The sequence below is a fragment of the Methylomonas sp. DH-1 genome (genome assembly GCF_046097555.1).
Classification (GTDB): domain Bacteria; phylum Pseudomonadota; class Gammaproteobacteria; order Methylococcales; family Methylomonadaceae; genus Methylomonas; species Methylomonas koyamae.
Genome location: NZ_CP143089.1, coordinates 3,494,820 through 3,509,576 on the forward strand (window position 1 = coordinate 3,494,820; position 14,757 = coordinate 3,509,576).

Genomic DNA, 14,757 nt, shown 5'->3' on the forward strand with positions numbered 1-14,757 from the left:
AAACCGGCAACGTTAACAACTATAGACTCCATTTTTTAGAAAAGCGCCTCGTCGTCAACCACCGGATTCTGCAATGCGTTCATATCGTTTCTTAGCTGCTTTCTGGCCAACAATTTGGATTGCACCCGTTCCGGTAACTCGGTAAAGATCAATACTTGCTTGGCCACCAGCAAGTCCACCAAATCGTCTATCACCCGCACCATCTCGCTGTCGGTGTCGGACAACGCTTGGCGGGCATCCTGCTCGGACCGGAGTTTGGCGTATGCCAGCCACTCCGGATCGTCGGCCGCCAGCCATTCGCCGCCGCCCGCGCTTACGCCGGAAATGGTCCCGTCGGCACCGCGCCGGACGAAAGGCATGCTTAACCGGCCTCTGCCGTTAATGATGCGCCAAAACAGTCGCCGCCGGACGGCATCAGCGCGGCGAGATTGTCAGTGCCCCCAAGGTCACGCCGATATCGATCCCGCGCCCCTTGCCCGACAATGCCAGCGAGATTTCGCCGCGGGTCAGCACTTGGGCATCCACCGACTTGGTGGCGCCGGCATGGCCTTCCAAAGCGACATAATTGCCGTAAATTTCGTTTAAATTCTTCACTTCGGAAAACACGCCGGTGCCTTCGATTTCCGATTTGCCGATGGTAAAACCGATACTTTTCGAGGCCAAAGCCACCTGCGCGCGCTGGCCGTTACTGCAACTGATATTGCCGATACCGTCGTATTGCTTGTAGACAAAAGACCAGCCGCTGAGTCTATACGTCATCGTACAGGATGCTAACGATTGCGCCGCTACCGGAGCCGGAGCAAACACGCCCGCCGCGCAAACGGCCAACACCGGTATCGTTCGAAAAAGCTTGGTTTTCATGGCTACTCCATTGGTCAAAAACGCTTAACAAAGGCCGCCGCATGCCTGTCTCGGCGGTAAAAAATAGGCCTATCTTACACCGCCGGGCCGACTTTTACGGCGCGGCGTTCAATGTCAACATCGCGCTGATGCCGTCGGCGGCTTCGTCCTGGCTCAACTCGGTGGCCAGAATGTAGACTCGGTCCCGGCTGATGCCGCCCGACTCGGTCACGTATTGGGCGATGTGGTTGGCCCTGGCGACGGCCAAATCGTTGAGCTTAAGCGGGTCGGGCTGAAAAATCCCTTCCAGCCGTTCGCGCGCCAAGGTGTAGAAATCGGCGTCGGGATTGCTTTTGATGCGCGGCTTGCCAAGCAGGCTGCGCTCGATATCCTGCGGAAACACTTCGGCGAAAAATTTTGCCAGCAAGCGTTTGTAATCGTCGTCGGATAGCTGAATGTATTCGTGGCGAATCTTCTGGCCCTGATCGCGCAGTTCGCCGGATTTCATCTTTTTCAATACGTCCTGCAACGCCGAGAACCGCATGGCCGGCCAATCCTGGTTTTGATAGGCAATGCCCTTGATTTCCAACGTCAGTTCCGGCTTGCTGAGTAGAGCCTTGCTCAATTCGCCCAATTTGTCCGCCTGATCCTTGGCCAATTCGGCGCTGCCCGGGGTAAATTGCACGCTGCTGAAGTCCTTGTCGTCGCTCAACAACGAGGCGATGGCCTTGAACGGCGACATTGCCACCTTCTTAACCAGATTGACCAACACATCGCGCACCAGCGCTCCGACGCTGAATTGCGGATCTTCCAGGCTGCCGGTAATCGGAAAATCCAGATTGATTTTGCCGTCGGCATCTTTCAGCAAGGCAATCGCCAGATGCAAGGGCAAGGACACCGCATTCGGATTCTCGACCTTGTCGCCCAAGGTCAATTGGTCGATGAACAGTTTATTCTGCACCTCGAGCTGGCCGCGCTTGATCTTGTAATGCAGATCCAGCGCCATCTGGCCCTTCTCGATCCGGTAGCCGGCGAATTCCGCCATATACGGCGTAATCAACGGCAACGGCATATGGGTAAAATTCAGAGCGATATCGGAATCGCCGCTCTGGAACTGGTATTTGCCCTTGATACCGACCAAGGCCATGTCGTAAACCTTGCCTTTCAAGGCCATCGTCGCCGCGGCATCCTGATCCGAAGAAAAGCCGCGGACTTCGCCGTTCAAGCCGTTCATCTCGGCGACGAAAGGCAAGATCAACGAATAGTCGGCAAAATCGGACTTGCCGTTGCGCATTTCTATCTTGCCGATGCTTAAACTCGGCTCATCCGCCTTGGCTTTCGCCGCGGCCGGCTTGGCGGCCGTTTTAACGGGCTTGGCGGTTTTTACCGGTTCCGCTTTTGGTTCGACCAGAATCTCGTCGATATTGGTAGTACCGTCCTTTTTGATGTTAAAGCGCACATAAGGGCGTTCCAACAACACTTTCGCCAGCTTAAAGTCCTGCGCGGCCAAATCGACGGCAATGCCGTCCAGCGCCAAATTCGACCACTTCAGAAAATCCTTGTTTTTCAGTTGGTCGCGGGTCAATAAATTGTCGATGTCGGCATCGCCGTTAAACGTGAGTTGAAACGGCTCGGCCATGGCCAGATGCAGTTTGCCGATAAGGTTGACATCGCCGTCGACCAGTTCCAGTTTTAAAAACGGATCCAGATAGGGCTGGAAAGGTTTTAACTGCAGATTTTTGATTTGCACGTCCCAATCGGCCGCAAACGGTTGCAACAGCATATCGCCGTTCAACGCCAGACTGCCGGTTTGGTTCAATCGGGTACTGAATTGCAACGGCACCTTGCCGGCCAGATCGGAACTGAAATTTTGCAGTTTGCAATTCAACTCGCTGAGTTTGAATTCGGCGGGTTTGGCTTGGCTAAAATCGGTGAAATGGATTTGGTAATCGTGCAATGCCAGTTCGCCCAAGCGAACCGACCAGGGCTTGCCAGACTCGGCGGCAGCCGCAGCGCCGGCGCCAGTTTGCGCCGAACCTGCCGTAGCAGCGGCGGCGTCTTCGCCGAACAAGGCTTGGTAATTGACGGTACCGTCGGCCTGCAACCAAGCCTGTATCGCCGCATTGCGGCTAGTCAGCGCAGCCACGTTCACCGTCTGTCCCTCGACATCGACGCCGATGCCGTCGACGGCCAGCTCCGGCAGGTCGATTAGTGGTTTGCCGCTGTTTTTTTCGACGACGGCCAATTGCTGCAAAGCCAGCGCGCCGTTATGCAATAGCACGGCCACTCCGGAATCGGCCGACGTTAAATCGTAATCGATTTGCAGACCGGCCCGGCCGGCCGTTATCCGTATCGGCAGTTGCTGCAAAAACAACTGCCAAACTTTATCCAAGCCGATGGCGTCGAGCTGCAGGTGGCCTTTGGAAGCCAAAGGCTGCAGACTAAAATCCCCGCTCCACTCGATGCTGCCGCCGGACTCGATGCCCAGCGTCAACTTGCCGTTGCCGGCCTGTCCAGCCTGAGTACTGATGTCCTGCAGCATTAAATTGACCGGCACCAGAGTTTCGGCCAAGGCTTGGCCGGTCGAGGCATCCAGCCAGGCAAGCTTGCCGTCGGCGATTGCCGCGTGACGAATCAACAGTTTGAGCGGGCCGGTATCGGCCTCCGGCGCCGCCGGGACAGCCTCTGCTTCGGCCTGTTCCGGCTGCAGGTCGGCGAAATTAAAACGGCCGTCGGCGCGGCGGGTGACATTGAGTTGCAGCTTGGACAGCTCGATGCTGTCGACGACTACACCGCCCAGTTTGATGGACTCCCACGCCGCCAGATCGATCCGTAACGCTTCGAACCCGGCCAGCAGTTGGCCGTCGCCGGCCGGTAACGAGAATTCCCGCAACTCCAGCACCCAACTGAACGGATTCAGCCGAATCTGTTGCAACTGCGGCGTCTGCCCGGTTTGTTGCTTGACGATTTGCGGAAGTTTGCTCAGCGCAATTTTCGGCAGCAGATAAAAACCGGCTAGCGCATACGCCGCCGCGCCAGCGGATACTGCCGCGACGGCAATCAAGGTTTTTTTCCGGTTTAGCGTGATCGGCATCGCTTATTTCAGGTCAATGTAGCCGGTTGATGAATTCGGCGTCTATCCGGCAGCCGCCCAGATCCGGATAATCCGCCAGATTTTGTTCGAAATCGCGAAACGACGGGTGTTGAAACGCTAAGCGGCCGATCTTGCCCTGCACCAGCTCGAATTCCAGCGCTCCACCCTTTTCGCGCGGGCTACCCGGTTTGGTTGCGAACAGCATGATGCCGATATTCGCCAGCGGTTGGCCTTGTTCCTGCGCCGGCCGGGCACAACTGAAACTGTCGACGTTCAGCGCTGCGAACACATTGGCCAACTGCGCTGCGGTGACCACGACGCCGTCGTCGGCAATATTCGGCACCTGCAACAAGGCCTCCAAGCCGAAGTTGCTTAAATGGTTCTGCAGCAATACCGAACCGTTGCCGGATTTTTCGGTATTCAGCAGCGGATACAGTTGCCGGGCGGCTTCGTCCTTATTCGGATTTTGCAAAGCCGACAAAAATTGGCGTGCCGCCGACTGGATCGGACTGATTACGCCTTCCTTCTTCTGCCGGGAACTGGTCAAATTATCCCAGTCCTGCCCGGTGTTAACCGGCAAGCGCATGCTTTTCATAGCCGCATAGTCCTCAGCCGCCAGACAGGCGGAAAAATCCTTGGCGCGGTATTGCTCGAGCAGTTTCGGCCGAATTTCGTCGGTCATCGCCTTCTGCGCGGAGATATTGAAATTTTTCCAGTCGGGCGATTTGGCTAGAAAGTAATACAACACGGCATTGCGGTCGAATTTGTTGAAACCCAAATCCTTCATCACCAATTTCAGCCGTCGGCATTGGCTCTCCACTTCTTCGTAATTACGCCAGTCCGGTTGCAAATTGGGCTTGGCGGCAGGATCGACCTGGTTGACCAATTGCAGCAGGCTGACTTCGCCGTTGGCGGTCTGGATCGGCGCCCGCCATAATTCGTCCAAAGACAGATCGTGGGCATCCGGCGTGGTTTCTCCGGCGGTTTTTAACAACAGCGACGTAGCGACTTCCGGGTAAATCCGCAGTTCGCCCAGCAATTTGGCCTCCGAACTCCAAGCCTTCAACCCGCCTTCGACCACTTCGTACACAGCCAATCGGCTCTGGTTGAAATTGCCGCTATCGCCGGCTAACACCACGCTAGCCGGCAGGGAATGACTCTCGGAACTGTATTTTCCGCTCGCCGCCGGGGTTTTCGCCACGACCTGCGGGCTGGTTTCCACCCAATTGCCGGCCAGTTTGCCCATCACCGCCATACCGGCGCCGACACCGGTCAACGCGAACAAGCCGCTGGCGGCATTGACATCCTCGACCAACTGGGAAAGATTGGCTTCGTGGCTGTTGCTGGTCAGAAAGTTGTAATCGATCAGCGTATCCTTGCTGGTATCCAGCCTCAACCACGGCGTCAGGTTGGCTTTTTTGGTCTCCAACTTGAAATTGCACTTGCCGGTGGTGGCCTGATAGAGGAAACCGCTGACTTCCCGTTTCAACTTCAAGGTTTCGTTGTGGACGCTGAACACCAAAGCCGCCGACAGGTCGCCGTTCTCGTAATGGCCGCCCATCTCGTTGCAACCGCCTTTCAAAGCGCTGTCGCCCTTGAATTCGAAATCGGAAACCAACTGCACGTAGTAATCGTCGCCACCGACCGCGCTCTGGCCGCGCAAGGGTTTGATCGCTACCGTTTCGGTTTTGGGGTAGTCCACCGCGATCTGCCGGGTCGTGGCGCAACCGGCGAGCAAACTGCCGGCAATAAGCGTAACGGGTAGAGTTGACAAGCGGCTGATCGGCATTAATGGTCCTAAAGAAGTGTGGCGACGTTCGACGGCCGGGCGGCACCGGCGTTTTCAAGCTAACGGCTGGCGCTTAGGCCTTACTTAACGGAATCTAAGCCGCAAGTTTAGGCAATACTTGCGCGCTTAATTCACTACATTCAGCCGGGAATAATAAATTGAAGTCGGCGATGTGGCTATCGTTTTATCCGACCGCGGCGACGTCCGCTTACAACGAGTCCTGCTTGAAACGGTGGATTTGCCGGCGCTGCTTTTTATTGGGTTTATGCTCGCGTTCGGAAGGGTGCTGCTGCGCCTGTTGCTGTTTGCGCAATTCGATTTGCTGCCGGCGTTTTTCCGCACTGGTTGCGTCTTCGTGATAAAGCCCGGCCGCTTCCTGGGCGGGACGCCGCTGCTTGTTCAGATCGGTGACCCGCACCTCCCAGGTATACTGATCCTTGGTCACCGTGACGAGGTCGCCGATTTTGACGTCCTTACCCGGCTTGCAACGCTGGCCGTTGACATGGACTTTGCCGCCGTTGACGGCATCGGCCGCCAGACCGCGCGTTTTGAAGAACCGCGCGGCCCACAGCCATTTGTCGATGCGGATTTGGCCTAGCTCATTCAACCTTGAGCCCGCTCTCCGCCCAAGCCTTAAAGCCCCCGGCCATGCTGACCGCGCCGGAATATCCCAACTGGTTCAGGACTTGGGTTGCCAACGCCGAGCGGCCACCGCCCTGGCAGTACACGACAATGCCGGCATCCTGTTTGCCTTGAAAGGCCGGATGGCCGCCGATTTGAAATTCCAATACGCCGCGCGGAATATTGACCGCCCCCGGCAAGTGGCCGGCAGCGAATTCGGCCGGCTCGCGCACGTCCAGCAGCAAGGAGCCGGACAGCCTGGCTTGGGCCGCCGCGACGTCGATTTCGGTAATCTGCTGCTTGGCGGCAGCAACCAGTTCCTGAGCTGTGATTGGCATAAATTTCTCCTAAAAATCAGGCTTCCATGGCTTTTTTCAATTCCTTAGGAATCGAAAACACCACTTTTTCCTCGATACCTTTGTTTTCGCGCACGGTGGTATTTTCGCCACCCCACTCCTTCAATTGGTTGATCACTTCCTGCACCAGCACTTCCGGTGCCGAGGCGCCGGCGGTAACGCCGACCACATCGATACCGTCCAACCATTCCTGTTTCAAGTCCTTGTAAGTATCGATCAGGTGGGCCGGTTTGCCCAGTTGCTCGGCAATTTCCCGCAAACGGTTGGAATTGGAACTGTTCGGCGAACCTACCACCAGGATCAAATCGGAGATTCTGGCCAGATCGTGCACCGCGTCTTGCCGGTTTTGCGTGGCATAGCAAATGTCGTCTTTCTTCTGTTCCTTGATCGACGGAAATTGTTCGCGCAGTGCGTCGACCATGACTTTGGTGTCGGTCATCGACAACGTGGTTTGCGTGACGTAGGCCAGATTGTCAGGATTGTTGACCTTCAGGTTTTTGACGTCTTCCGGCGTTTCCACCAGATAAATGTCGCCGTGTTCGGTGCATTTATCGTACTGGCCCATGGTGCCTTCCACTTCCGGATGGCCGGCGTGGCCGATCAGAATCACTTCCCGGTCTTGTTTGGCGTGTTTGGCGACCTGCATGTGCACCTTGGTCACCAACGGACAGGTGGCATCGAATACCGTCAACTGACGTTCCTCGGCTTCTTTCTGTACCGCTTTGGATACGCCGTGCGCGCTGAAAATCAGATACGATCCGACCGGCACGTCGCTGAGTTCTTCGATAAAAACGGCACCCTTTTCTTTCAAGCCATCGACGACGGTGCGGTTGTGCACCACTTCGTGGCGCACGTAAATCGGCGCGCCGAAAGTGTCTATCGCTTGATCGACGATTTCGATGGCCCGGTCGACGCCGGCACAGAATCCACGGGGGTTAGCGAGTACTATTTGCATATTCTTGACTTTTTTACTAGGTTAAGACGAGGCAATTCTAATCCAATTTCGCATCCGCGACGATAATTCCGTCGCCATCGGCATATAAATAATGGTCTTTTTTGAAATTGACGCCGGCAAAAGTGATCATCACGTCGCGGTCGCCGTGGCCGTGCTTGTTGCTGCGCAACGGATTGGTGTTCAGCGCCATCACGCCGATCGGCAGTTGCCGGATCAGTTCGGAGCCGCGGATGCTGCCGTAGACCACGATACCCTGCCAACCGTTATCCAGTGCCAAGCCGGCCAGGGTATCGCCGATCAGCGCGCAACGCTTGGAACCGCCGCCATCGACCACCAGCACTCGGCCGTCGACTTTTTCCGCCAAAGTGGCGCGGACCAGCGAATTATCCTCGAACACTTTTAACGTCGTGATTTGGCCGCAGAACCGGCGCGAGCCGCCGAAGTGGCGCAGCACGGGTTCCGCGACCTGAAAACTGTCGCTTTGGCCAAAACGGTCGCATAAATCCGCCGTATCGAAACTCATGCTCGCCTCCGCGAATCAGTAATAACGCGCCAACAAACCGAAATCGCAATCCGCGGTCGGTAGCGGAATCTTCACTTCGTAGCCGCCGCCGGCCGCTTCCTGCATCGGCTGGCCGTACTTATCGACCATGCGTTCCACGACGATATCCCGATTGCCGCTCGGCAGAATCAGTTCCAATTTGTCGCCCAGCGCAAACTTGTTTTTGACGCTGACGTCGGCCATGCCGGTCGAGGTATCGAAGCCGGTAATCTCGCCGCAGAACTGTTGCTGGTGGCTTTTGGAATAACCGGACAGGTAGTTTTGGTGTTCGTGGGTATGGTGGCGCTGGTAAAAACCGTCGGTGTAACCGCGGTTAGCCAGATTATCCAGTATGCCCAGCAATTCCGGCTGGAACGGCCGCCCGGCCAGCGCATCGTCGATGGCCTGGCGGTAAGTCTGAGCAGTACGCGCTACGTAGAAATGCGATTTGGTGCGGCCCTCGATCTTTAAACTATCGACGCCGATTTCCACCAGCCGCTGCACGTGCTCGATGGCACGCAAGTCTTTCGAGTTCATGATGTAAGTGCCGTTTTCGTCCTCCATCACCGGCAATAACTCGCCCGGCCGGCCTTCTTCCTCCAGGAAGTAGATATTGTCGGCCAAAGGATGGCGCTCGGCGCCACCGCAACTGGCGGTGTTTAGCCCTTGGTTCAAATCGTTCATGGAAATAACTGCGCTATCGGCCAACAAATAATCGCCTTCGGCATTTTCCACCGCCGACTTGGTATCGTATTTCCAGCGGCAGGAATTGGTACAAGTGCCTTGGTTAGGATCGCGATGATTGAAGTAGCCGGACAACAGGCAACGGCCGGAATAGGCGATACACAATGCGCCATGGACGAACACTTCCAGTTCCATATCGGGGCATTGCTGGCGAATCTCGGCGATCTCGTCCAGCGACAGCTCGCGCGACAGAATCACCCTTTCCACGCCCATGCTTTTCCAAAATCTGACGCTGGCATAGTTGACGGTGTTAGCCTGTACCGACAAATGAATCGGCATCTCCGGCCATTGTTCGCGCGTCATCATGATCAAACCCGGGTCAGCCATGATCAGCGCGTCGGGCTGCATCGCGATAATCGGCGCCATGTCCTTCAAAAAGGTTTTGATCTTAGCGTTATGCGGAATCACGTTGGCGGCCAGAAAAAACTTCTTGCCCAACCGGTGCGCCTCGGCAATGCCTTTGGCCAGATTTTCAGATAGGAAATCGTTGTTGCGCACTCTGAGACTATAGCGCGGCTGCCCGGCATAGACCGCATCGGCGCCGAAGGCAAAAGCGTAACGCATGTTGCGTAAGGTACCGGCCGGGGAAAGGAGTTCGATGTGTTTCATGTCAACTACAAAAAAGGAAATAGCGGCCATTCTAGCAAAATTTCGGGCAAAATCAGGCCACTACATGACGCCCAATCGCACGAAGCTATCCAACGGCGCCGCTGGCGGCCAGCAATTCACGGTAAATCGCCAGATGAGCGTCGACGATGGCGGCGACGGCATAGCGCCGTTCGGCCAGTTGCCGCCCCTGCCGCCCCATCTCCCGCCGCAACTCGCCGTCCTCCAACAAACGCCGGATCGCATCCGCCAGGCCAGCGGCGTCTCGTACCGGGACCAACAGCCCGCTGACATTGGCTTCTATCGCATCGCGGCAGCCCGGCACATCGGTGGTGACCACCGCCCGCCCGCAGGCGGCAGCTTCTTCCAACACTCTGGGCAAGCCTTCGCGGTAGGACGGCAACACCACGATATTGGCAGCGGCCAACAGTTGCGGCATATTCGTTTGAAAACCGAGGAATTCGATATTCGAATCGGCGCGCAACGCCTCGACCTCCTGCCGGCTCAGGCTGGATGGATTGCCGTCATCCCGGTCGCCGACCAGTACAAAGCACGCGTCTACGCCCTGCTGTCGCAACAAGCGGGCGGCCTCGACATATTCCCTGACGCCTTTATCGTAAAGCAAGCGTGCCGCCATTAAGACCTGCAGCCTGCCGGCAGGCTCCGGTGCGACTGCGAAGCGCTGCAAATCGACTCCGGAGCCGCGCACCAAAACAGTTTGTTCCGGAGAAACGACACCGAGTTCGAGCATCAGATCGCGGTCGGTCGGATTCTGAAAGATCACGCGAATATCGCGATGCCCCAGCGCCAAACGGTAAAGCCGGGACACCAAGGCTCTGACTATCCGGGTTTTAAGCCGGGTATCGGTAAACAGGTAGCCCATGCCGAATACCGCCGCAACCACGGCCTTGACTCCCGCCAAGCGCGCGGCGATACCGCCGTACAAAATCGGCTTGACCGTCATCAGGTAAACCAGGTCGGGTTGCACCCGCTTGAATAAGGCATACATCGCCCGCAGCGCCGCCAATTCGGCTAACGGATTTTGCCCGCTCCGAGTCAATAGCAATTCGTGGTAAATAAAACCGAGCTTGCCGATTTCCGCCGTGCGCGCTCCGGGCGGCGTCGCGACATGGACCTCGTAGCCCTGTCTCAGCGCACCGCTGGTTTCCGGCAGTCGGTGCAGCAGAAAAAAATCCAGGTCGTTGCAGACCACCAATAATTTGTAACTCATTGCTGATCTAACCAGGCGTTGAACATCAAAACATCCCACAACAAAAATCGCCAATTGCGTCGGCCGGACAGATGTTCGGCCCATTTGCGCCTGATCGGCTCCGGATCGAAATAACCGTCGCGGCTCAGCCGGGAACGGTCGAGCAAAGCTTCGGCCCAATCGCGCAACGACCCGCGCAGCCACTGCTCGAGCGGCACGGCAAAGCCCATTTTCGGCCGTTCGATCAACTCGCGCGGCACATGCCGGTACAACACCCGGCGTAACAGCCATTTGGCTTCGCCGTCCCGCACTTTCATCTGCCGCGGCAATTTCCAGGCAAACTCGAACAAGCGGTGGTCGAGCAGCGGCACCCGGGTTTCCAGGCCGACGTTCATCGCTGCCCGGTCGACCTTGACTAAAATGTCGTCCGGCAGATAACTGCAGCTATCGAACAACATCATTTGTTCGAACAACTCCGGCAAATCCGGCCATTGTTGCAGCAAGCCCGTTCCCGGATCGTTGCAGAGCACCACCTGGTCCGGTTGCCAATGGCTGATCAAGTTCAAATACAACTCGGCCGGATTGGCGCTATGCAACAGGCCGGCCCCTTTATGGATTTTATCCCCCGGAAAACCGCTACGCATGCCGGCCGGCAACAACGGCTGGGCAACGCCGTATAAAGCATCCCAACCGTTGACCGGCACGCTGCGTAACATGCCGGCCAGCGCTTTGCGTAACGGCAAAGGCACCGCTGCCAGCTTGGCCCAAAGCCTCTGCGCCATCCGATAGCGGTCGTAGCCGCCGAACAATTCGTCGCCGCCGTCGCCGGACAACGCCACGGTAACCTGCTGCCGAGCCATGCGCGAAACCAGGCAAGTCGGCAATTGCGAGGAATCGGCAAACGGTTCGTCATAAATCGCCGGCAATTCCGGAATGACGGCCAATGCGTCATGAGAGGTAACGTAAAGCTCGCTGTGCTCGGTACCCAAATGCCGGGCCACCGCCTGCGCATAGCGGGCCTCGTCGAACGCATCCTCGCCAAAGCCGATGGTAAAAGTCTTGACCGGCGGCGCTCCACCAGCCCGCGCCTCGGCCTGCATCAATGCGACAATCGCCGAAGAATCGACGCCGCCCGACAAAAATGCGCCCAACGGCACATCCGCCATCATTTGGCCGCGCAACGTGGCGCGTAACTTTTGTTCCAGCGCGTCGGCCGCCTCGTCCGCGGAACTAAACTGCAGCGGCTCGATCAAGCCATTTTTGGCAGCGGCCGCAGCGGACCAAAACCGCTCGGGTTCCGGAAAATTGCCTGAGGCAATGTGTTGGCGGTTGAACGTTACAAGACTACCTGGAATTAGCTTGTCGATTCCGGCATAAATGCAGAACGGGCCGGGAACATAATTGTGGCGCATATACAACGCCAAGGCTTGTCGATTAACTTCGCCGACAAAGCCCGGGATTACGCGCAAAGCCTTCAGTTCGGAAGCAAAGGCCAAACCGCCGGCGACGCGGCCGTAATACAACGGCTTTTCGCCCAAGCGATCCCGCGCCAGCGATAACTCGCGCTTTTCCTGATCCCACAGCGCCAGCGCGAACATGCCTACCGCCGACTCCAGCGCTTTGCGCAAGCCCCAGGCGGCGATGGCGGCCAATAAGGTCTCGGTGTCGGAATGTCCGCGCCAAACCGGTGCTTGCCCGGCCCGCTCGAGTTGCTCGCGCAACGCCGGATGGTTGTAGATCTCGCCGTTGAAAACGATGACGTAGCGCCGACACGACGACTGCATCGGTTGATGCCCGGCCGGCGACAAATCGACGATGGACAGCCGGCGATGCACCAAGCCGATACCGTCCTCAGCACTCCGGAAAATTCCGCTGTCGTCGGGGCCGCGGCTGCGAATCCCATCGCCCATCGCTTGCAGAACCGCATCGGGGGCGGACAGGCCGATGCCAAAAAAACCAGCTATGCCACACATGCCTTACGCATCCTCGGTTGCCGTCAACCGCAGATAAAGTTCCTGGTAGCGCTCGACCACCGCTTGAATCGAAAATTGCGCCAACACCCGCTGCCGGGCCTGCATACCAATCGCCTGCCGCCGGTCTCCGGATAAATCGAGCAACTCGCATATCGCATCAGCTAAGGCTAGCGCGTCCTCGGGCGCCACAACGCGGCCGCCCTCGCCCAAAACCGCTGCGGAATCGCCGACGTCGGTCACCACGCACGGCACCGCGCAACTCATCGCTTCGCCGATCGCATTGGCGAAGCCTTCCGAAACCGAAGGCGTGACGGCGATATCCAACGCGGCAGTGATGTTTGCAATATCCTGGCGCTCGCCCAATAGATGCAACCGACCTTGCAAAGCGGACGCGCGTTCGGCATCGGCAAACAAGCGGGTTTGCGAGTCGACGCCGCGGCCAACTAACACAAAATGCACATCGTTGCGCCGCTCGGCCAATAGCTGGGCGGCCTTTAGAAAATTGGCATGGCCTTTCATCGGATCGTAGCGGGCAACCATGCCGACCAACGCCGCTTGCGGCTGCAAGCCAAGTTCTTCCCGCAATGTAGTCCGCGTTGTCGGGTCCGGCCGGAATAAGTCGGTGTCGAAACCGTTCGGCAACCAATCGCCGCACTCCGCTGCGTAGCCTAAGTTTTCATGGTGTTGCCTAGCCGTTTGCGAGTTGTATAGGATTTTGGTCGCCGCCCCGGACAACCAGGCGCACAGTCGGATGACTTTTGCGGTGCCCGGCTTTTCTTTATTGATGTCGTAAAGGCTTTGCCGCACGCCCCAGATCAACGGTACCCGCCGACCAGCCAGCCAGCGACAGACCCAGGCCGCGAAATTGCCGTGGTACATCCAGCCTTGCAGAATGTCGGGCCGTGCCGCGCGCAAATACCGGCGCAAGCGTCCGAGCGCCTGCAAACCTCCCGCCGGCGATTGCGCTCCCAAACACAATACCGGTATGCCCAAGGCACGGATATCGTCCGCGACCGGCCCGTCGCCGATCAGGCAAACCACCCGCATATCGAAACGCTGCCGGTCGGCATGTACCAGCAATTTCCACAGCATGCGCTCGGCCCCGCCAACGTTGAGGCCGGTGATGACATGGACGACGACGATGCGATTGGCGTTAGCGGCTGGCAAGGCGGAATACGAATTCGTTACAACCCATGCGGCCGCCGCAAGTCGTCATCTCGGTCAGCGTAAAACCGCGGTCGCGGAAATACGCGAAGACTTGTTCCGGCTTGGCCACCTCGAACGGGTACCCGCCCAGCCAATCGATCATGTCGTACCAAATCGTCATGCCGCGCTCGATCGACAGCCGACCGCTGATTGCCCGCACCAGCCAGCGTAAACCCAGCAAATAGGGGGCGTGGCACGCAATCAATACCGGTTTGGCGACATTGCTGCGGTTGTACAAACGTTTGACCCAAGTCCAATAGCGGCTGACCCAGCCTTGGTCGTTATAGATCGCGACAAACAGCAAACCGCCCGGTTTGACGCAACCGGCAATGTTGGCGAATGCCCCGGCCATATCGCCGGTATGGTGTAACACACCCCAGGAATAGACCACGTCGAAAGCGCCCAACGCCGAGACATAGCCTTGATCCAGTACCGATCCGCTCTCGATACGCCAACGTTCGCAATCCGGAAATTTAAGCTGCTTGATCCGTTCGGTGCATTTAACCGAACTCGGATCGAAATCGAAGGAATGCACCGTCGCGCCTAGACGTGCCGCCGCCAGCGAAAACAAGCCACTGCCGGAGCCCGCATCGAGAAAGGTCTTGCCTTGCAAGGACTCGACGCCCAGCATCCGTTTCAGCGACGCTTCCGCCGCAGCGATTTTTTCGTCCGACAGTTCGGACAAGAAACGCACCCAATTCTCGCCAAATTCAAAACGTTGTCCGGACTCGACCTCAGCCGCGTGCCCCATGCCAGTTCTCCCCTAATCTCAAAGCGGCGCGGACCGACCGCACCCCAAATTTGCCGACTCCGGCCACTGGC

Annotated in this window: 13 protein-coding genes; all 13 read right to left on the minus strand. The window is 57.5% G+C overall.

Annotated elements, in window-relative coordinates; all coding sequences use genetic code 11:
• Positions 1-35: 35 nt before the first annotated feature.
• The 13 genes from VXJ35_RS15865 to VXJ35_RS15925 all read right to left on the minus strand — a co-directional run bounded on the left by VXJ35_RS15865 (position 36) and on the right by VXJ35_RS15925 (position 14,686).
• On the minus strand, positions 36-359 hold the full coding sequence (locus tag VXJ35_RS15865) for a hypothetical protein (RefSeq protein WP_064022313.1): 324 nt from the start codon (positions 357-359) through the stop codon (positions 36-38).
• Between the two features lie 55 nt (positions 360-414).
• The gene (locus VXJ35_RS15870; RefSeq protein ID WP_064022314.1) at positions 415-861 is read right to left on the minus strand and encodes a hypothetical protein; all 447 of its coding nucleotides are present in this window, start codon (positions 859-861) and stop codon (positions 415-417) included.
• Between the two features lie 94 nt (positions 862-955).
• Positions 956-3,934 (minus strand): DUF748 domain-containing protein, encoded by a 2,979-nt coding sequence (locus tag VXJ35_RS15875; RefSeq protein ID WP_064022315.1) that lies wholly within the window; start codon positions 3,932-3,934, stop codon positions 956-958.
• A gap of 13 nt (positions 3,935-3,947) precedes the next feature.
• Positions 3,948-5,708 (minus strand): hypothetical protein, encoded by a 1,761-nt coding sequence (locus VXJ35_RS15880; protein ID WP_331711074.1) that lies wholly within the window; start codon positions 5,706-5,708, stop codon positions 3,948-3,950.
• A 223-nt stretch (positions 5,709-5,931) separates the two neighbouring features.
• On the minus strand, positions 5,932-6,330 hold the full coding sequence (locus VXJ35_RS15885; RefSeq protein ID WP_064022317.1) for an RNA-binding S4 domain-containing protein: 399 nt from the start codon (positions 6,328-6,330) through the stop codon (positions 5,932-5,934).
• The gene (locus VXJ35_RS15890; protein ID WP_064022318.1) at positions 6,323-6,682 is read right to left on the minus strand and encodes a rhodanese-like domain-containing protein; all 360 of its coding nucleotides are present in this window, start codon (positions 6,680-6,682) and stop codon (positions 6,323-6,325) included. Before VXJ35_RS15890 ends, VXJ35_RS15885 begins: the two co-directional genes overlap by 8 nt.
• A gap of 16 nt (positions 6,683-6,698) precedes the next feature.
• Positions 6,699-7,655 (minus strand): 4-hydroxy-3-methylbut-2-enyl diphosphate reductase, encoded by a 957-nt coding sequence (gene ispH / locus VXJ35_RS15895; RefSeq protein WP_054758325.1) that lies wholly within the window; start codon positions 7,653-7,655, stop codon positions 6,699-6,701.
• A gap of 37 nt (positions 7,656-7,692) precedes the next feature.
• Complete coding sequence (gene rraA, locus VXJ35_RS15900) at positions 7,693-8,178, minus strand: ribonuclease E activity regulator RraA (protein WP_064022319.1); 486 nt, start codon at positions 8,176-8,178, stop codon at positions 7,693-7,695.
• Positions 8,179-8,193: 15 nt separating this feature from the next.
• Positions 8,194-9,549, minus strand: coding sequence for a tRNA 5-hydroxyuridine modification protein YegQ (gene yegQ, locus VXJ35_RS15905; protein WP_064022320.1), 1,356 nt, complete (start codon positions 9,547-9,549; stop codon positions 8,194-8,196).
• Between the two features lie 85 nt (positions 9,550-9,634).
• Positions 9,635-10,777: a glycosyltransferase family 4 protein gene (locus VXJ35_RS15910; protein WP_064022321.1), complete on the minus strand. Its 1,143-nt coding sequence runs from the start codon at positions 10,775-10,777 to the stop codon at positions 9,635-9,637.
• Complete coding sequence (asnB, locus tag VXJ35_RS15915) at positions 10,774-12,729, minus strand: asparagine synthase (glutamine-hydrolyzing) (RefSeq protein WP_064022322.1); 1,956 nt, start codon at positions 12,727-12,729, stop codon at positions 10,774-10,776. The genes VXJ35_RS15910 and asnB overlap by 4 nt, the downstream gene beginning before the upstream one ends.
• Positions 12,730-12,732: 3 nt before the next feature.
• A complete protein-coding gene (locus tag VXJ35_RS15920) occupies positions 12,733-13,896 on the minus strand; it encodes a glycosyltransferase (RefSeq protein WP_082880958.1) in 1,164 nt (387 codons plus the stop codon).
• Positions 13,883-14,686, minus strand: coding sequence for a bifunctional 2-polyprenyl-6-hydroxyphenol methylase/3-demethylubiquinol 3-O-methyltransferase UbiG (locus VXJ35_RS15925; RefSeq protein ID WP_064022323.1), 804 nt, complete (start codon positions 14,684-14,686; stop codon positions 13,883-13,885). The genes VXJ35_RS15920 and VXJ35_RS15925 overlap by 14 nt, the downstream gene beginning before the upstream one ends.
• Between the last annotated feature and the right edge of the window lie 71 nt (positions 14,687-14,757).